This window comes from Kaistia nematophila, assembly GCF_026343855.1.
Taxonomy (GTDB): domain Bacteria; phylum Pseudomonadota; class Alphaproteobacteria; order Rhizobiales; family Kaistiaceae; genus Kaistia; species Kaistia nematophila.
The window spans coordinates 331,374-348,469 of sequence record NZ_JAPKNK010000002.1 but is presented as its reverse complement, the minus strand read 5'-3'; the positions used below and the strand labels follow the sequence as shown (position 1 = coordinate 348,469).

General features: G+C 67.2%; 18 protein-coding genes. 6 read left to right on the top strand and 12 right to left on the bottom strand.

From position 1 onward, the window contains the following. Positions 1-74: 74 nt before the first annotated feature. Positions 75-251: a DUF1289 domain-containing protein gene (locus tag OSH07_RS05935; RefSeq protein ID WP_266337692.1), complete on the bottom strand. Its 177-nt coding sequence runs from the start codon at positions 249-251 to the stop codon at positions 75-77. Continuing rightward, positions 248-1,051: an adenosylcobinamide-GDP ribazoletransferase gene (cobS, locus tag OSH07_RS05930; RefSeq protein ID WP_266337691.1), complete on the bottom strand. Its 804-nt coding sequence runs from the start codon at positions 1,049-1,051 to the stop codon at positions 248-250. The genes OSH07_RS05935 and cobS overlap by 4 nt, the downstream gene beginning before the upstream one ends. 174 nt (positions 1,052-1,225) lie before the next feature. Between cobS and cobT the strand changes: the two genes are divergently transcribed. Beyond that, entirely contained in the window at positions 1,226-2,251 is a 1,026-nt protein-coding gene (gene cobT / locus OSH07_RS05925; RefSeq protein ID WP_266337690.1) for a nicotinate-nucleotide--dimethylbenzimidazole phosphoribosyltransferase, read from the top strand. 3 nt (positions 2,252-2,254) lie between these two features. Here cobT and OSH07_RS05920 read toward each other — a convergent pair whose 3' ends face one another. After that, on the bottom strand, positions 2,255-3,790 hold the full coding sequence (locus tag OSH07_RS05920) for a sensor histidine kinase (RefSeq protein ID WP_266337689.1): 1,536 nt from the start codon (positions 3,788-3,790) through the stop codon (positions 2,255-2,257). A 90-nt stretch (positions 3,791-3,880) separates the two neighbouring features. Here OSH07_RS05920 and OSH07_RS05915 point away from each other — a divergent pair, with 90 nt between their 5' ends. Together OSH07_RS05915 and OSH07_RS05910 are read left to right on the top strand one after the other, a co-directional pair. Further along, positions 3,881-4,528 carry a uracil-DNA glycosylase family protein gene (locus OSH07_RS05915; protein ID WP_266337688.1) on the top strand — a complete coding sequence of 216 codons (648 nt, stop codon included), beginning with the start codon at positions 3,881-3,883 and terminating at the stop codon, positions 4,526-4,528. Positions 4,529-4,648: 120 nt separating this feature from the next. Further along, positions 4,649-5,134, top strand: coding sequence for an Lrp/AsnC family transcriptional regulator (locus OSH07_RS05910; RefSeq protein WP_478293584.1), 486 nt, complete (start codon positions 4,649-4,651; stop codon positions 5,132-5,134). A gap of 64 nt (positions 5,135-5,198) precedes the next feature. Here the strand turns inward: OSH07_RS05910 and OSH07_RS05905 are convergent, their stop codons facing one another. The 5 genes from OSH07_RS05905 to OSH07_RS05885 form a co-directional block, all read right to left on the bottom strand. Further along, positions 5,199-5,885 (bottom strand): ABC transporter permease, encoded by a 687-nt coding sequence (locus OSH07_RS05905; protein WP_266337686.1) that lies wholly within the window; start codon positions 5,883-5,885, stop codon positions 5,199-5,201. Next, complete coding sequence (locus tag OSH07_RS05900) at positions 5,882-6,592, bottom strand: ABC transporter permease (protein WP_266337685.1); 711 nt, start codon at positions 6,590-6,592, stop codon at positions 5,882-5,884. The genes OSH07_RS05905 and OSH07_RS05900 overlap by 4 nt, the downstream gene beginning before the upstream one ends. A 75-nt stretch (positions 6,593-6,667) precedes the next feature. Then, on the bottom strand, positions 6,668-7,432 hold the full coding sequence (locus tag OSH07_RS05895; RefSeq protein WP_266337684.1) for a transporter substrate-binding domain-containing protein: 765 nt from the start codon (positions 7,430-7,432) through the stop codon (positions 6,668-6,670). A gap of 133 nt (positions 7,433-7,565) precedes the next feature. Further along, on the bottom strand, positions 7,566-8,171 hold the full coding sequence (gene mobA / locus OSH07_RS05890) for a molybdenum cofactor guanylyltransferase MobA (protein ID WP_266337683.1): 606 nt from the start codon (positions 8,169-8,171) through the stop codon (positions 7,566-7,568). Further along, on the bottom strand, positions 8,168-9,334 hold the full coding sequence (locus OSH07_RS05885) for a benzoate/H(+) symporter BenE family transporter (RefSeq protein ID WP_266337682.1): 1,167 nt from the start codon (positions 9,332-9,334) through the stop codon (positions 8,168-8,170). Before OSH07_RS05885 ends, mobA begins: the two co-directional genes overlap by 4 nt. A gap of 165 nt (positions 9,335-9,499) precedes the next feature. Here OSH07_RS05885 and OSH07_RS05880 point away from each other — a divergent pair, with 165 nt between their 5' ends. Continuing rightward, entirely contained in the window at positions 9,500-10,186 is a 687-nt protein-coding gene (locus OSH07_RS05880; protein ID WP_266337681.1) for a GntR family transcriptional regulator, read from the top strand. 227 nt (positions 10,187-10,413) lie between these two features. Then, on the top strand, positions 10,414-11,385 hold the full coding sequence (gene rsgA / locus OSH07_RS05875; protein ID WP_266338181.1) for a ribosome small subunit-dependent GTPase A: 972 nt from the start codon (positions 10,414-10,416) through the stop codon (positions 11,383-11,385). Between the two features lie 16 nt (positions 11,386-11,401). On the opposite strand, the gene aspT is transcribed toward rsgA, so the two are convergent. The 4 genes from aspT to OSH07_RS05855 all read right to left on the bottom strand — a co-directional run bounded on the left by aspT (position 11,402) and on the right by OSH07_RS05855 (position 16,151). Beyond that, the gene (aspT, locus tag OSH07_RS05870; RefSeq protein ID WP_266337680.1) at positions 11,402-13,069 is read right to left on the bottom strand and encodes an aspartate-alanine antiporter; all 1,668 of its coding nucleotides are present in this window, start codon (positions 13,067-13,069) and stop codon (positions 11,402-11,404) included. 78 nt (positions 13,070-13,147) lie between these two features. Next, positions 13,148-14,347 carry a TCR/Tet family MFS transporter gene (locus tag OSH07_RS05865; RefSeq protein ID WP_266337679.1) on the bottom strand — a complete coding sequence of 400 codons (1,200 nt, stop codon included), beginning with the start codon at positions 14,345-14,347 and terminating at the stop codon, positions 13,148-13,150. Positions 14,348-14,754: 407 nt separating this feature from the next. Continuing rightward, a complete protein-coding gene (locus OSH07_RS05860; RefSeq protein ID WP_266337678.1) occupies positions 14,755-15,501 on the bottom strand; it encodes an SAM-dependent methyltransferase in 747 nt (248 codons plus the stop codon). A gap of 170 nt (positions 15,502-15,671) precedes the next feature. Then, positions 15,672-16,151, bottom strand: a complete 480-nt coding sequence (locus tag OSH07_RS05855; RefSeq protein WP_266337677.1) for a VOC family protein — start codon at positions 16,149-16,151, stop codon at positions 15,672-15,674. Between the two features lie 346 nt (positions 16,152-16,497). Here OSH07_RS05855 and OSH07_RS05850 point away from each other — a divergent pair, with 346 nt between their 5' ends. Next, positions 16,498-17,079, top strand: coding sequence for a TetR/AcrR family transcriptional regulator (locus tag OSH07_RS05850; protein ID WP_266337676.1), 582 nt, complete (start codon positions 16,498-16,500; stop codon positions 17,077-17,079). Positions 17,080-17,096: the final 17 nt, after the last annotated feature.

The following is a 17,096-nucleotide window of genomic DNA, read 5'->3' as shown; positions in this document are numbered from 1 at the left end:
GGGGTTAAGAATACGAAACGGCCGCCATTGGCGGCCGTTTTTTTGGGGGCATCCTGAGGGGCAGGGCCTGCGCGTCAGGCGTCCGCCCTGGCGTGCCTTTCCGGCCTGTCGGCCAGCCGCTCCATCACAGCCCGGCGCTCATCCTCCGTCATCCGCGACCACTGGCTGATCTCGTCAAGCGAGCGGCCGCAGCCCTCGCAGAGCTCGGATTGCGGATCGAGAACGCAGACGCTGATGCAGGGCGAGATCATGTCGCCGCGACGATCGCCATCAGATAGGCGACGAGCGCGATCTGCTGCGCGGCGCCGAGCGTGTCGCCCGTCTGGCCGGCGATCTGCGAGGCGCAGAGGAACTGGAAGGCATAGGTCACGAGCCCGGCGACGACGAGAGCGACGACGACCGGAAAGATGCCGGTGCCGATGGCGCCGCAGACCAGAGCGGCTACCACGGCGATGGCGATTGCGGTCAGGCTGGTGTCGCGCGACGGCCTTCCGGTGGCGCTGGCGAGACCCTCGAAGCGTGCCGGTGGCAGCGCCGCCCAGAGGTGGACGATGGCTGCGCGGCTAACGATTTCGGCTCCAACGAGCGCGGTGGCGACGGGCCAGGCGCCGTAGGGAAGCAGATTGGCGAGCAGGGTGGCACGCAGCAGCAGCGACAGGACGAGGGCGACGGCGCCGAAGGTGCCGATCCGGCTGTCGCGCATGATCTCGAGCTTGCGGGTCGCCGTCGTGCCACCGCCGAAGCCGTCTGCCGTATCCGCGAGACCGTCCTCATGCAGCGCGCCGGTGAGCGCGATGGTCGCCGCCAGGGAGACCGCAGCCGATGCCAGGAGCGGCAGGCCGAGCGCGTGGGCGAGCAGCAGGGCAATGGCGCCGACCAGTCCGACGATGAGCCCGACACCGGGGAAGGCGCGGGCCGCGACCGTGAAATCGGGTCGACGGTCCGACGCTACCCCGAGCCAGGTCGCCGGCAGGCGCGTCAGGAAGGCTGTCGCCGCCGCGAGTTCGGAGAGGGACGCGCGAAACAGGGTCGGATACGGGTCGTCCGTCATGGGAATTGCCCTCGGGTCGGCGGATAGCCGCACCGACTCAGCCTCATCGGTGCTTGCGGTACGCTGGTGGAGGGTTATAGATCGCCGCGCGGCCGGCCGCCAAGAGTCTCACCCGGTGTGCGTCTCGCCAGGCGTGCCGCTTCCTCCCACCCCGCACCAAAAGCCGAGATACGCATGGCCCGCTCTGCCTCCGGACTTCCCTTCGACGACATCCGCGCTCTCTTCGACGAGATGCCGGGACGCGATGAAGCGGCGGTGCTCGCCATTCGAGCCCGTGACGCGCAGCTGACCAAGCCGGCGGGTTCCCTCGGCCGGCTCGAGGAACTGGCGGAATGGCTCGGCGGCTGGCAGGGCAGGGCGCGCCCCGCCGTCACGCGGCCGCTCGTGGCGATCTTCGCCGGCAATCACGGTGTTGCCGCGCGTGGCGTCTCCGCCTATCCCGCCAGCGTCACCCAGCAGATGGTCGAGAATTTCGCTGCCGGTGGCGCCGCGATCAACCAGATCTGCATCGTCTACGATCTCGGGCTGAAGGTGTTCGACCTCGCCCTAGACATTCCGACCGGCGACATAACGGTCGAACCGGCGCTCGACGAGGCCGGCTGCGCCGCCACCATGGCGTTCGGCATGGAGGCGACGGCCGGCGGCATCGATCTCCTGGCGATCGGTGAGATGGGCATCGGCAACACGACGGTCGCCGGCGCCGTTGCCGCCGGCCTGTTCGGCGGCACGGGCCGCGACTGGGTCGGACCGGGAACCGGCGTCGACTCCGAGGGACTGGCGCGCAAGGCCGCCGCGATCGACGCGGCTCTGGAGCTGCATGCGTCCCATCTCGGCGATCCGCTCGAAGTGCTGCGCCGTCTCGGCGGCCGCGAGCTCGCCGCCATGGCCGGCGCCATCCTCGCCGCCCGCATGAGCCGCATCCCGGTGATCGTCGATGGCTATGTCGCGACGGCTGCTGCCGCGGTGCTCTACAAGATGGATCCGGCGTCGCTGGACCATTGCCAGTTCGGCCATGTCTCGGCGGAGCCGCCGCATGCGAAGCTTCTGGCGGCGATGGGCAAGACCCCGCTGCTCGATCTCGGCATGCGGCTCGGCGAGGGCACCGGCGCCGCGATGGCGGCTGGCCTGGTCAAGGCGGCGGCGGAGATCCACACCGGCATGGCGACCTTCGCCCAGGCCGGCGTATCCGAGAAGGGCTGAGGCTCAGCTCGCCGAGCGCCAGAGGAGCACATTGCCCTCGCGCTCGGCCGCTGCCATCGGTTCCGGCACGAGGACGCGCGAGCGTGGGAAGGTGGCAAGGGCCGTCGTGCCCTCGCCTAGGACCGAGCGGAGCTCGAACCTGCCGCCATGCAGCGCGGTGATCGCGGCGGCGATCGGCAGGCCCATCCCCAATCCCGGCGTTGCCATCCGCACCGGGTGGTCGCCCCGGCCGAACGGCGAGAGCACGGTGGCGAGCTCGGCTGCCGGGATGCCGGGGCCGTTATCGCTGACCGAAACATACTGGCCGCCGCCCGCCGTCCAGCCGACGCGAACGGTGATTTCGCCATCCGCCGGCGCGAACTTCACGGCGTTAGAAAGCAGGTGAAGCAGAATCTGTCGGAGGCCGCGCGGATCCGCGCGGAGCTTCGGCAGATCGGGTTCGGCCTCGACGGTGAGCCTCTGGCCTCGCTCGAGAGCGCGGGCCGCGACCGTCGCTTCGCAGGAGGCAGCGATTTCGGCGAGATCAACCGGGATCTCCTCCCGCTCGTAGCGACCGGCCTCGATCCCGGAAAAGTCGAGGACCTCGTCGATCAGCGCCAGCAGATGGCTGCCGCTTGCGTGGATGTCTGCGGCATAGTCGCGATAGGTGCCGTTCTGCATCGGCCCGAGCACTTCGTTCTTCATCACCTCGGAGAAGCCGAGAATGGCGTTGAGCGGCGTGCGTAGTTCGTGATTGACGGTCGCCAGGAAGCGGGATCGAACCCGGTTGGCCTCGTCGGCGATCCGCAGCGAATGCGCTGCGGCAGCCCGTGCCGCCGTCAGTTCGCCGGTCAGCCGCGCGCGTTCGGTGCGATCGGCGACGCCGTTGCGGAGCGAGCGATGCAGGCGCTGCGACAGCGACAGGAACAGGATTTCGGTGGCGATCGCGAGGAAGGCTAGCACCAGATAGAGCGGCGCCTGGCGCGCGGCGAACAGCACGACCATGGTGAGCGCCACCGGCGCCGTCGCAGCGGTCGCGGCGGCGGGAAGCGCCGCGGCGAACGTAGTTCCCGCCGATATCACCGCCAGCATGACGCCAAGCTGAAGGACGGCGGGGTCGACGCGCTGCTCGGGAACGAGCAGAACCAGCAGCCAGGCCCAGCTCAGGCCGCAGAGCCACTCGGCGAAGACGAACAGGCTCGTCCAGAGCCGCGACGAGAGCCCGTTCGGCTTGCGGAAGCACAGGCAGAGAACGGTCAGCAAAGTCTGGGCGCAGAGCGCGACTGCCGTCCAGACTACGGTGGAAGCCGGCGGTAGCCAGGCGGAGACAAGGAAACCGGCCAGCAGGGTGGCGCCGATGCCGACAAGGCCGCAGAGGAGCCGGGTGCGGGCATAGCCGGCGAGCAGGATTCGATTGATGGCGGACGAGTCTGGGGCCGGAGCACCGGTCTTGAATGCGACTTCCGGGCAGGCCGAAGCGGCCGCGCGCCGCCGCTCGTGGCAGCCGGACGGATGCGGCAGATCTTCCTGTTCGAATGTCGCTGTGGTCAGGCCCTGCATCTCTCGACTTCCTGGAAGGAAGCACTCTAGGTTGTTGTCGAATTTGGGTTTCGAATGCTTAATGCCGGCTTGATGAACATGGTTAAGCCGATGCTGAATTCTGCCGCCGCGTCGAAATCGGAACTCGATAGGCTGCTCGCGGATATCCGCGCCTGTCGCATCTGCGTCGACCATCCGCTCGGTCGGCCCCTGCCGCATGAGCCGCGGCCGGTCGTGCGCGCCTCGGCGACGGCGCGGATCCTGATCGCCGGCCAGGCGCCTGGTACGCGCGTCCATGCCTCCGGCATGCCGTTCACCGATCCGTCGGGTGATCGGCTTCGCGCCTGGATGGGGATCGGCTCCGCAGAATTCTATGACGAGAGCCGGATTGCCATTGCGCCGATGGGGTTCTGTTTTCCGGGACTGGACGCCAAGGGCGGCGACCTGCCGCCGCGCCGCGAATGCGCGCCGGCCTGGCGCAGCGCGCTGCTGGCGGAACTGCCCGCGATCGATCTGGTGCTGGCCGTCGGGCTGCACGCCCAGAAGTTCCATCTCGGTAGCCGCGTGCGACGCGGCCTGACGGAGACCGTCGCCGACTGGCGTGCCATCCTCGACGAGACGTCGCCGCTGCCGGTGCTGCCGCTCCCGCATCCTTCGTGGCGCAACTCAGGCTGGATCAAGCGGCATCCGTGGTTCGAAGCAGATCTGATCCCGACCTTGCGGCGCCTTGTGGCCGGGCGCCTGAGCGGCCACAGTTGACAAACTCGGCCGATCTGAGCATTGATCGAAGAATAATTTTCTCAATTCAGCAACGGTATCAGTCTTGGTTAGAAAAGATTGCCTCCGTCGCCGAGTTCCAAGGCAGAGGATTCCCGAATGATCGATCGGCTCGACCGAAAAATCCTGCAAATCCTGCAGGAAGACGCCACCATCCCTGTCGCGGAAATCGGTCGGCGAGTCGGACTTTCGACGACGCCCTGCTGGCGACGTATCCAGAAGCTGGAAGAAGACGGCGTCATCACCAAGCGGGTCGCGGTCCTCGACCCTAAGAAGGTGAATGCCAAGGTCACGGTGTTCGTCTCGATCACCACGAGCCAGCACAACGAGGAATGGCTCAAACGGTTCGCGGAGGTCATCCGCGACGTTCCCGAGGTGGTCGAATTCTATCGGATGAGCGGTCAGGTCGATTATCTGCTGCGCGTCGTCGTGCCTGATATCGAGGCCTATGACCTGTTCTACAAGCGGCTGATCTCGCGCATCGACATCGCCGACGTGTCGTCGGCCTTCGCAATGGAGCAGATCAAGTATGCGACCGCGCTGCCCTTGAACTACATCCCGCTCGAAAAGGACAAGGGCACGGCATAGGTCGCTGTCGACCGTCTTCGCGGGCCTTTCGAACGCGACGGGCGGCCTCCGCCTGTCGCGTTTTCTATGCGGAGCGCAGGTGTCGGGTCAGCCGGTGCTCGAGCTTGTCCCAGACCCGCCGGATCGTCTCGACGACGATGAGATAGAGCACCGCCGCCCAGAGATAGACCTGGAAATCGAAGGTGCGGGAATAGGCGAGGCGGGTGACGCCCATCAGGTCGAACACCGTGACGATCGCCGCCACCGACGAGCCCTTCACCATCAGGATCACTTCGTTGCCGAGCGGGCGCAGCGCGATCAGCAGCGCCTGCGGCACGATGATCTTGCGGAAAATGAGGCCCGGCGACAGACCGAGCGACATCGCCGCTTCGCTCTGCCCGATCGGCACGGCGCGGATGGCGCCGCGCAGGATCTCGGCCTGATAGGCGCCGGTGTTCAGCGTGAAGGTTAGCACGCAGCAGAAGAACGCGTCGCGGAACAGCCACCAGAGCCCGATCGCCTCGAGCTGCGGCCGGAACTGTCCCGCGCCGTAATAGACGAGGAAGGTCTGCGCCAGCAGCGGCGTGCCGCGGAAGAAATACATGTAGCCGAACGAGAGGCCGCGCAGGATACGGCTGCGGCTCATCCGGGCCAGCGCCACCGGCCAGGCCAGCAGCGCGCCGAGCGTGATCGAGATCACGACCAGCTGCAGCGTGACGACGAGGCCCTGCAGCATGCGCGGGCCGTAGGTGGCGAGCGCGTCCCAGTTCATGACGCTCTCCTGACGCCGCGATTGGCCCAGCGCTCGATCGCCGCGATGCCGATCGACGACACCATGGAGAGCGCGAGATAGATGAGGCAGGCGACGCCGAAGAACAGGAACGGCTCCTTGGTGACACGGACGGCGATTTGAGTCTTGCGCAGGAGATCCTCGAGCGCGATCACCGAGACCAGCGCCGTGTCCTTGAGCAGGATCAGCCAGAGATTGGCGAGGCCGGGCAGGGCGAGCCGGACGAGCTGCGGCACGATGACGAGGCGCAGCGTCGCGCCGGGCCGCAGGCCGAGCGCATAGGCCGCCTCGTACTGGCCGCGGGTGATATTGTTGAAGGCGCCGAGGAAGACCTCCGACGCATAGGCGGAAAACACGACGCCGAGCGCCACCATGCCGGCGACGAAGCCGTTGATCTCGACCGGCGCGTCGCTGAACAGGCTGACGAACTTCTGCAGGACGATCTGGCCGCCGAAATAGACGATGAAGATCGTCAGCAGTTCGGGCAGGCCGCGGAAGACCGTCGTGTAGGCATTGCCGAAGGCGCGCCACCAGCGGTTCCTGCTACGCTTGGCGAGCGCCATCAGCAGGCCGAGCGCCAGTCCGAAGGGGAGTGTCGCCAGGGCGAGGCGAATGGTGAGCCACGTGCCCGCGAGCAACTGGTTGCCCCAGCCATCGGGCCCGAAACTAAGCAACTCCAGCAGATGCACGCGGCCCGTCCCCCAAGGGTGCAGCGAAGAATGCGCGGTCGCCGGACCTCAGCGAGGCCCGGCGAGGCGCGTGGCTCAGTCCTTCCAGATCGAGAAGGGGAAGTACTTGGCGTTGATCTTGTCGTAGGTGCCGTCCGCCTTGATGGCGAGGATGGCTGCCGAGATCTGGTCGCGCAGGTCGGAGTCGGACTGGCGCACGCCGGCGCCGACGCCATCGGTGGGCAGGTCCGTGCCGACGAACTCGTAATTGGCGCCGTCGGCCGTCTTCAGCCAGTCGAGGCCCGGCAGCTTGTCGACGAACAGCATGTCGATGCGGCCGGCGACCAGATCGAGATTGACCTCGTCCTGGGTCGGGTAGAGCTTGATGTCGGAATCCTTGTACTTCTGCTCGAGCTCGGCCGCCTGGACGGTCGAGGACTGCGCGCCGATCGTCTTGCCCTTCAGGGCCTCGGGCGACGTGTCCTTGATGCCGGCGGTCTTCGGCGCGATGAAGGAGGACGGCGACTGGTAGTAGGGGCGCGAGAAGTCGATGACCTTCTTGCGCTCGTCGGTGATCGACATGGACGAGATGATGGTGTCGAACTTGCCGGCCTGCAGCGCGGGGATCAGCCCGTCCCAGTCTTGCACGGCGAAGGTGCATTCCGCCTTCATCTGAGCGCAGATCGCCTTGGCGATATCGACGTCGAAGCCGCCGAGCTGGTTGTCGGCGCCGACGAAATTGAACGGCGGGAAGGCGCCTTCGACGGCGACCCGGATGTTCTTCCATTCCTTGGCCTGAACGGCGCCGGTGACGGCCATCAGGGCCAGGGCCGCAATGGCGGCCTGCTTGACGATACGCATGTGCATTCCCTCTGAGGTACGCTTTTCTACTGCGTCCGGTTTGCCCGCCAGAGGCGAGCGTCCGTCCTCGGCGTATATCCCACCATTTCCGGGCGGGCTGCAACTGCTGGCCGTGCAGATGGGGGAACGGCCGTTATTCCGTGGGCAGCCAGCGGGTCGCCGCCTCGAGTTCCGAAGGCGTGTTCGCATTCAGGAACGGATCCGGACCGTCGGCCGGGATGTCGTAGCCGACGACGCTGAAGCCGCAGGCGGCGAGGAAGGCGCGCACGCCCTGGCTCCTGGCGGTCTCGCGCCATTCGGCCAGCGTGTCGGCGAGATTGACGGGCCAGAGACCGAAAACCGGGTGGTCACGGTCGCCCGAGGCGGCGATGGCGATCAGCGGCTGGCCGGATTGCGCCGCCAGCAGGCGCGCCACCAGGTCGCGCGGCAGGAAGGGTGAGTCGATCGGCACGGTGGCGACGAAATCCGGCCGCTCCGGCAGGGCCGCCGCCCAGCGCATGCCGGCGAGGATGCCGCCGAGCGGACCGGTATCCGGCCGGTCATCGACGAGAACGGGAAGCGCGTAGGATGCGAAGCGATCGGTGTCGCCGTTGGCATTGATCGCGAGCGGCGCGACCTGCGGGGCGAAGCGCTCCAGCACATGCTCGATCAACGGCTTGTCGCCGAGCCGGACGAAGGCCTTTTCGCGGCCCATGCGGAGCGAATTGCCTCCGGCGAGAATGACACCTGCGACGCTCATCGGCTCCATTTTCTGTTGAGGAGCATGAATGCTCCGCCCGCGATCAGGCCCCAGAATGCAGCACCGATCCCGAAAAAGGAAAGTCCCGATGCGGCCGTCACGAAGGTCACCATTGCCGCATCCCTGTGGGCGGGGACGCTGATTGCGCCCGCGAGCGCGCCGGCGAAGGCGCCGAGCAGAGCGAGGCCGGTGGCGGCCTGGATCAGCACCGGCGGCGCCACCGCGAGGAGGGCGGCGGCGAGCGTCGCGCCGAGGCCGAGTACCAGATAGAACAGGCCGCCGGCGACAGGGGCGACCCAGCGCCGCGCCGGATCGGGATGGGCGTCGGGGCCCGCGCACATGGCGGCGGTGATCGCGGCGAAATTGATCGTGTGGCCGCCGAAGGGCGCGGCGAGGATGCTGGCGATGCCCGTCGAGACGAAGACGATCTGCACGGGCGGCTCGTAGCCATTCGCCTTCATGACGGCGATGCCCGGCAGGTTCTGCGACGCCATGGTGACGATGAAGAGCGGGATCGCCAGCGACACCAGGCCCTGCAGCGTGAACACGGGCCAGACAAACGTGATGTCGGGCGTCATGTGGTCGATCGACCAGCCGCCGGTGGGCGCCGTCCAGATGATCAACGCGACCGCGGTGACGACGGCGGCCGGCACCGCCCAGATCTTGCGGATACGCCCGACGAAGGCCCAGGCGAGGACGACCGGAATCGCCAGCGCGGGCTCCAGGCCGACCGCCTTGGCCGGGGCGAGGCAGAGCCCGAGCAGGATGCCGGCCAGCATCGCGCTCGCCAGCACCGTCGGAATCGAGGAGACGAGCCGTCCGAACGGCTTGATCAGGCCGGCGGCGACGATCAGCGCGCCGGCGAGCACGAAGGCGCCGACGGCGGCCGGGAAGCCGCCCTCGATGATGCCGGTGGCGGCGAACAGAACGGAGCCCGGCGTCGACCAGGCGATGCTGAGCGGGATGCGATAGCGCCAACTCAGCAGGATCGACAGAATCCCTTGCGCAAAGCAGATGGCGAGCAGGCCGGAGGCGGCCTGGGCCGGCGTCGCGCCGACGGCGAGGAAGCCCTGCAGCACCACGGTGAAGACACCGGCGAAGCCGACGAAGGAGGCGATGATGCCGGCGACGATCGGCTGGGTCAGCCCGACCGTGCGTCCCACCGCGCCGTCCGTTTCGAAGTCGGGTGTCCGCGGCGCCGTTCGCAAGTCCATCGCAGGAAGCCCCTGATTGCAATCTTGTGCTGGATTGTTAGATTGGATCCAATCGACAGGCAAGGGTGGAGCGAGCTTGGCTGTCGCGAAAGCGGACCGCGGGGGAGGCATGCCATGTCGGCGGGACTGTCGGAACTGATCCAGTCATCCGGTCCGCGTTACCGGACCGCGACGGAATATGTCGAGGCGACGCTGCGCGAGGCCATTCTCTCGGGTGCGATCGCGCCGGGCACGCCGCTGCGGCAGGAAGAGCTGGCGGCGAGCTTCAAAGTCAGCCGGATGCCGATTCGCGAGGCGCTGCGCCAGCTGGAGGCGCAGGCGCTCGTCGATTTCGAGCCGCATCGCGGCGCCGTCGTCGTGCAGATCACCCTGCTTGATGCGATGGACAACTATGCCATCCGCGCCGCGCTCGAACCCCAGGCGCTGCGCCTGTCGATTCCGAACCTGACGGAAGAGGATTTCGAGATCGCCGAGGATCTGCTGGCCGAAATCGACCAGGAGCAGGATCCCGGCCGCATGGGCGAGCTCAATCGCCGCTTCCACATGACGCTCTACGCCCAGGCCGGCCTGCCGCGCCTGATCGCGCTGACCGAACAGCATCTTGCCTCGGCCGACCGCCACCTGCGCTTCCACCTCGCCGCCGTCGGCGGCGACATGGGGCAGGACGAGCATCGAGAGATCCTGGCTGCCTGCCGCGTGCGCGACGAGGCGACCGCCATCGATGCGCTGGCCCGCCATCATCGTCGGGCGAGCGAGGCGATGAAGGCCTATTTCGCGGCGCGATCGTCTGGGACGCCCTGATCGCCGGGAGAGGACTGGGGTCGGCGAGGCACTGGTCGATCCGCTTGCCTCGGGCGGCGGCGGGGCTCTATAGATCCCGCGTCGCGCCGAAATATCGTGCCGCGAGCGCGATTTCCGTTAGCCTGGCGTTACCCCTCTGTTATCCGGGATGCTTCCATGATCGCGATCTCCTACCGCTTGGCCGGATCTTGAGCGGGACCGCGTTCGAACCGGTCGCGCTCGCCGGCATGGGCTGGTCGGATTTCTTCGCCGGGCAGATCGAAGCGGACGACGCCGGTCTGGTCCCGATGCGGATCGCGACGGTCCACCGGGCGCGGATGAGCGCCATCTCCGTCGACGGTCCTGTCCGTCTCGTCCTGCCGCCGCACACCAACACCGGCGAATATGCGGTGGGCGACTGGGTGCTGGTCGAGCCCGGGTCCGACCTCCTCCATCGTCGGCTCGAGCGGCGGACCCTGCTGCAGCGGCGGGTCGAGGGCGGGACGACTCCGCAGCTGACGGCCGCCAATGTCGACACGCTGTTCATCGTCACCTCCTGCAATGCCGATTTCAACGTCGCGCGGCTGGAGCGCTACCTGGCGCTCGCCAACCAGGCCAGCACGCATCCGGTGATCCTGCTCACCAAGGCCGACAAGGCCGAGGACGCCGAGGCCTATGCGAGCCAGGTGGCGAGCCTGCAGCGCGGGCTCGAATGCGTCACGCTGGATGGCCGCAGCGCCGAGGCCGCGGCAACGCTGGCGCGCTGGTGCGGGGCAGGGCAGACGGTGGCGCTGATCGGCTCGTCCGGCGTCGGCAAGTCGACGCTGCTCAACACGCTGGCGGGTCCCGACCAGGATGCGCCGCAGCTGACGGGAGGCATCCGCGAGAGCGACGCCAAGGGGCGCCACACCACCACCTCGCGCTCGCTGCACCGGATCGCCGGCGGCGGCTGGGTGATCGATACGCCGGGGATGCGGACGCTGCATGTGAGCGACGCGGCGGAGGGAATCGACCAGCTCTTCGCCGAGATCACCGAATTGGCTCCGAACTGCCGCTTTCGCGACTGCACGCATGAGCATGAACCGGGCTGCGCCGTGCAGGCGGCGATTCAGGCCGGCGATCTCGACCCCGACCGTCTCGACCGCTGGCGCAAGCTGCAGGACGAGAACCGCGCCAAGACGCCGGTGCTCCGGGGCCCGAAGGGCAACAAGCGCCGCTGACGCGTCGGCGGCGGCCTCAGCGCAGCATCCCGACCATGCCGACGACGACCGGGCCCATCAGCGGCAGCAGGACGTTGGAGATCGCGTAGGTCACGGTATAGCCGATCACCGGCGTCGAATTGCCCGCCAGCGACACCAGCGCGCTGATCGAGGGCGTGCTGCAATGCTGGCCGGCGATGGCACCGAGCAGGATCGGCCCCTCGATCCGCAGCAGGTAGTGGCCGATATAGAGCGAGATCAGCGCCGGCAGGGCCGAGACGAGGATCGCCAGCACCGGCAGCACCACGCCATATTCCCTCAGCAGAGCGAAGGCATCCGGCCCGACGGAAAGGCCAACAGCGGCGATGAAGGTCGCGAGGCCGAAATCCTTCATGAACTGGGCGGTGTCGGCCGGGATGGCGCCATATTGCGGCCGGTGCATGTGGAGCCAGCCGAGGACGAGGCCCGCGACGAGCGCGCCGCCGCCCGTGCCGAGCGTCAGGTTGAGCGGGCCGAGGCGAAGGCTCAATTCGCCGAGCAGAAGGCCGGCGACGATGCCGAGCCCGAGCGTGACGAAATCTGTCACCGAGCGCGCCGGCAAGAGGTGGCCAAGCTCGGGCGCGGCGCGCTGGATGGCCTCGTCGGTGCCGTAGAGCGTCAGGATATCGCCCTGCTGCAACTCGGTGCCGGGCAGGGCGGGCACGGACTGGCCCAGCCTGCGGATGTTCGGGATGAATACGCCGCGGCGCTGTTCGGCGCTGGCCAGCCGGCGGAGGTCGCGGATGCGCAGCCCGATCAGTTCGCGGCGGGTCAGCACAACCTCGCGCTCGATCATCGGGGCGTTGTCCTGTGCCGGCAGCGCGACCTCCTCGCCCAGCCGCTCCCGAATGGCGATGACGGCGCGCCGGCGTCCGACGATCACGACGACATTGTCGGGCTTCAGCGCCCGATCGACCGTCGCCTTGGTGAAATCGCCCTCCCGGCCGACCTGGGTGATGGTGACGACACCGTTGATGCTGTTCTCGAAGTCGCCGACCGTACCGCCCGCGATCGCTCCGGCGCGGAAGGCGCGCGAGACGATCTCCAGCGTCCCGTTGTCCTCGGCGTCGTCATCCTCGGCGCCGAGCTCCCGGGCCAGTTCGGCCGAGGCCTGGCGCAGGTCGATCCGGAGCAATAGTGGGCCGATCTGGGTGGTGAATACGACGATGGCGACGAGGCCGAACAGGTAGGTGACGCTATAGGCCGTGGCCATGTTGGCCTGAAGGCGTTCGACTTCCGCCGCCGGCAGGGCGAGGCGGGCGATCGCATCCGAGGCGGTGCCGAGCACGGCCGATTCCGTCGCCGAGCCGGCGAAGAGTCCCGATGCCGTGCCGTGGTCGAGGCCGAACAGGAGAATAGCGGCGGCAAGCAGAACGATGACGGTCCCGACCTCGACGAAGGAGAGGATGCCGTATCGCCAGCCGCCGCGAAGGCTATTGAAGAACTGCGGACCGGCGGTGAAGCCGAGCGCAAAGATGAAGAGCGCGAAGGCTGTGTTCTTCAGGTCCGGTGAGATGGTGACGCCCAGTTGTCCCAGCGCCAGGGCGACGAACAGCGTCCCGCAGACGCCGCCGATCTGGATGGGTCCGAGCCGGATCTTTCCGATCAGGTAGCCGAGAGCAAGGCATAGGAATAGCGCGACAACCGGTTGTGTGATGAACGACACGACCAATTCCGGTGCTGTATGGCGATCCTGCCCGACTATTCTCCGCTCGGAGCCCTCTTGCAAGGGCCCTGCGCGGGCTCAGTCGGCCGAAGCAGCCCCGAAACCCGGTTTCGTCGTGCGCAAGCCGAGGACGAGCGGCACGGCGACGGCGTAGACGGCGACGACCGACAGCCAGACCGCGCCGGGCCATTGCGCCCGCACCAGCAGGTAGACGGTCGAGAATCCGAGCGGCGCGACGATCGAGGCGAGGCTGACCGCGGACATCAGCACGCCCTGGAACTGGCCCTGCCGGTCCTTGTCGACCTGACGCGTCGCCATCGATTGCAGCGCCGGCGCGCCGATGCCGCCGAGCGCGAAGAGCGGCATGATCGCGAACACGATCCAGCCCTCGTTGGCAAACGAGATGACGACGAGCGCGATCGAGACGCCGGCTATGCCGGCCAGCACCGCCCCGCGCTCGCCGAGAAGCTTCACAGCCGGACCCGGCAGGAGGGCCTGCACGAGGCTCTGGCAGATGCCGAAGGCGCCGAGTGACAGGCCGATCCAGAGTCCGTTCCATTGGAACGCATCCTTGCCCCAGAGTGCCCAGCAGGTGCCATAGGCCTCGCCGGTGGCGCTGAAGATGAAGAAGACGAGGATGATCGGCAGCAGGCTCTTCACCGAGAACACCCAGCGCAGCGGCGCAAACGGATTGAGGGTGGCGAGGTCGATTTTATCGCGGGTTGGCGGGCGCGACTCCGGCAGGACGAGAAAGGCGAGCAGGAGGTTGCAGGCGTTGAGCGCGGCGGCGGCGAGGAAGGGAAGGCGCACCCAGCTGTCGCCCAGCGCGCCGCCAAGGACCGGCCCGACGATGAAGCCGATGCCGAACATGGCATTGAACAGGCCGAAACGGCGGGCACGCTGGTCCTCGGGCGTGATGTCGGTGATGTAGGCGGTGGCGACCGAGATGTTGGCGCTGGTGAGGCCAGCGATGGCGCGCCCGAGCAGCAGCATCCAGAGATTGGGCGCGAAGGCGAGGAACAGGTAGTTGATGGCGGCGCCGGCTAGCGAGATCAGCAGCACGGGCCGCCGGCCGAGCCGGTCGCTCAGCGAGCCGAGCACGGGCGCGAACACGAACTGCATCACCGCGTAGAGCGCGGTCATGATGCCGATCAGCGGCGCGACATTGTCGGCGTGCGTGACCTCCTGGAGCAGCGAAGGCAGGATCGGGAAGATGAGGCCGATGCCGACGGCATCGAGGACGATGGCGGTGAAGATGACGAGCAGGGGACGGGTCATGGCGCGTTCCGTTGCGCGCAGGCCGGCTGCGCCGCGCGCGGCGCCGATGGCTTGCGATGAGGCCTGACGATCAGGCGTTACGGGTCTGGGAGACGCTGGCCGGACCATGCGGCAGACAGCATGGTCGGCGTGTGCTTGACCGCCTGGACGTTCATTCGTCCACCTGTTTGCTCCGCCATCGGGCGGATCAAGGGAAGCGGTCGCTTTTCGCGACGCAACGCGTCTACGCCGAAAGGCGAGCGGCGACAAGCCCCCATGGCCGCGGCAGGAAAAGCGCCCGTCAGGAGGGGCCAAAACCAAGATCATTTCAGCGTTTCACGGAAACGCCGAAACGATCTAGCCTTTTGCTTTGTCACGTTTCCTTCACGCGAACCGGTATCCACATCACTCGAAAGCGCTCTAGAGACCTAGTGCCTCATAAGGGCAAATACGCCCCAGCCGAGATATTCGCGTGTGAAGGTGGCGTAACGTTCCGGTTCCGTAGTGAGTTGGCCCCGGACGACGGCAGCGAACTCGTCGTGGGGGTTCGCGTCGAGCCAACGGCGCATCGTCAGCCATTTCGCCGCTTCATATCGGTCCCAGCTGTCCTGGTTCGCCAGAACCATTTCCACCACGTCGAAGCCGAGCTCGCGGAATGACGCGAGCCGTTCCGGCAGCAGGAGAAAATCGGAAATCGAACCGGCGAGGCATCCCCTGGCGATGTCTTCGGTCGGCGGCAGGCGCAGCCAGTACGGTTCGCCGATGAGGATCAGCCCTCCCGGACGGAGGCTCTTCGCGAGGAGAGCGGTGGTGCCGGCGACACCACCGCCGATCCATGTGGCGCCGAGGCAGGCGGCGATATCGACCTCGCCTTCGGAGACGTAGCCGGCGGCATCGCCGTGGATGAACGCGACCCGATCCGCGACTCCGAGTTCGTCAGCCCGCTGTCTGGCCTGCTCGGTGAACAGCGGGCTCATGTCGATACCCGTGCCGCAGACCCCGTAGTCGCGGGCCCAGGTGCAGAGCATCTCGCCTGATCCGCTGCCGAGGTCGAGGATGCGCGTCTCTGGTTCGGGGCGCAGCGCCGCCCCGAGCGTCGCGAGCTTGTCGGGCGTGAACGGGTTGTGGATGCGATGGGCGCTTTCGCTGATGTTGAAGATCCGGGGGATGTCCACTTCGAAAAAGCCTCTCGCGTCAAGGGAATCGGTGGTCGAGCCATAACACGCGGAGATTGTGTTTCGATGTCACCCTCCCGCCGCATCCCGCGCGAATTCGGCCGGAGTGGCGGCTGCATGGGTTGTGCGCCTCACTTCGGCGCCCTGTCCGGGGCGGACGGGACGTCGACTCAGCCCCGGCGGGCCGCCTCGATCCTGGCGATGTCGATCTTGCCCATTTCCATCATCGCCTCGAAGGCGCGCTTCGCCTCGGCGCCACCAGCCGCCATCGCATCGGTCAGCGCGCGCGGCGTGATCTGCCAGGAGATGCCCCACTTATCCTTGCACCAGCCGCAGGCGCTTTCCTGGCCGCCATTGCCTACGATGGCGTTCCAGTAGCGATCGGTCTCTGCCTGATCGTCGGTCGCGATCTGGAACGAGAAGGCCTCGCTGTGCTTGAACATGTCGCCGCCGTTCAGGCCCATGCAGGGAATGCCGGCGACGGTGAAATCGACGGTCAGCACGTCGCCCGCCTTGCCGGAGGGATAGTCGCTGGGCGCCCTGTGCACGGCATGGACCGCGCTGTCTGGAAAGGTCTTGGCGTAAAAGCGGGCGGCTTCCTCGGCGTCCTTGTCGTACCAGACGCAGATCGTGTTCTTCGCAATAGCCATTGCTTGTCCTTTCGATGTCGACCCGATCGCGCCGGGCTGCTCAAACGACGAATGTAGACACGCGATTTCGACATGGGGCGTTCGCTCGATGTCGATTTTTCCGATTGCTCCGGACTGAGGCGCCCCGCTGCCGGGTCATGCGGGTGGTGACCGCTTCGCTCTCCGTTGTCGTCTCAACTTTGGAACTAGAACGAGAATGCGCACGATCCGGGCTCCGTTCCACCGGAACGGCTGCCGTCGGGCCTTTGCCGGTTCTCGGGAGCCGGCAATAGCATTGGCGGAGAATTGACACCGGCGCCTTGTCCAATTAATAACCATCCAGTCGGTAATTAATTGGACGAAACAGATGGCCCGGAAGCGCGTGATCGATCAGCAGGCTATTCTCGACGCCGCCGAGCGGGTGGTAGGGCGCAGCGGCGCCGTGAACCTCACGCTGGACGCCGTCGCGGCCGAGGCAGGGATCAGCAAGGCCAGCGTGATCTATGACTACAAATCCAAGCAGGCCCTGATCGAGGCTGTTGTCGATCGTGCCTTCGAGCGCGACAACGAGCATCATGCGGGCATAGAGGCGGGCCTTCCGGAGGGGCCTGGCCCGGCGATCCGGGGACGCATCGCCGCCGCAGCGGAACCGCCGCCCGAGGCGTTCCGGGCCGTGGCGCTCAATCTGAGCGCTGCCCTGACGCTCGACGATGCGCTGCGCTCGAAGATGCGGGCCAACCAGGCCGAAACCATCGCCAGGATCCGGCAGACGTCCCCGTCCGAGCGGGGCGCGCTGCTAGCCTATCTGGCCCTCGAGGGGCTCAAATTCCTCGAATATCTGGACTTCCACCACTTCGCCCGCGACGAGCGCGACCGGATCCTCCGGGAAATCAACTGGCTCGTCACCGCCGTGCCGGAAGAGGCCGATCTCCCCGACACGTCTCTCTGAGACCCATTCTTTCAAGG

Bases quoted from the DNA above. Each gene is read 5' to 3' on its own strand.
- OSH07_RS05865 (WP_266337679.1), bottom strand. From the start codon at position 14,347: ATGACCCGTCCCCTGCTCGTCATCTTCACCGCCATCGTCCTCGATGCC.
- cobS (WP_266337691.1), bottom strand. From the start codon at position 1,051: ATGACGGACGACCCGTATCCGACCCTGTTTCGCGCGTCCCTCTCCGAA.
- OSH07_RS05915 (WP_266337688.1), top strand. From the start codon at position 3,881: ATGCTGAATTCTGCCGCCGCGTCGAAATCGGAACTCGATAGGCTGCTC.
- OSH07_RS05855 (WP_266337677.1), bottom strand. From the start codon at position 16,151: ATGGCTATTGCGAAGAACACGATCTGCGTCTGGTACGACAAGGACGCC.
- mobA (WP_266337683.1), bottom strand. From the start codon at position 8,171: ATGAGCGTCGCAGGTGTCATTCTCGCCGGAGGCAATTCGCTCCGCATG.
- OSH07_RS05850 (WP_266337676.1), top strand. From the start codon at position 16,498: ATGGCCCGGAAGCGCGTGATCGATCAGCAGGCTATTCTCGACGCCGCC.
- OSH07_RS05905 (WP_266337686.1), bottom strand. From the start codon at position 5,885: ATGAACTGGGACGCGCTCGCCACCTACGGCCCGCGCATGCTGCAGGGC.
- OSH07_RS05935 (WP_266337692.1), bottom strand. From the start codon at position 251: ATGATCTCGCCCTGCATCAGCGTCTGCGTTCTCGATCCGCAATCCGAG.
- OSH07_RS05880 (WP_266337681.1), top strand. From the start codon at position 9,500: ATGTCGGCGGGACTGTCGGAACTGATCCAGTCATCCGGTCCGCGTTAC.
- rsgA (WP_266338181.1), top strand. From the start codon at position 10,414: ATGGGCTGGTCGGATTTCTTCGCCGGGCAGATCGAAGCGGACGACGCC.
- OSH07_RS05895 (WP_266337684.1), bottom strand. From the start codon at position 7,432: ATGCGTATCGTCAAGCAGGCCGCCATTGCGGCCCTGGCCCTGATGGCC.
- OSH07_RS05920 (WP_266337689.1), bottom strand. From the start codon at position 3,790: ATGCAGGGCCTGACCACAGCGACATTCGAACAGGAAGATCTGCCGCAT.
- cobT (WP_266337690.1), top strand. From the start codon at position 1,226: ATGGCCCGCTCTGCCTCCGGACTTCCCTTCGACGACATCCGCGCTCTC.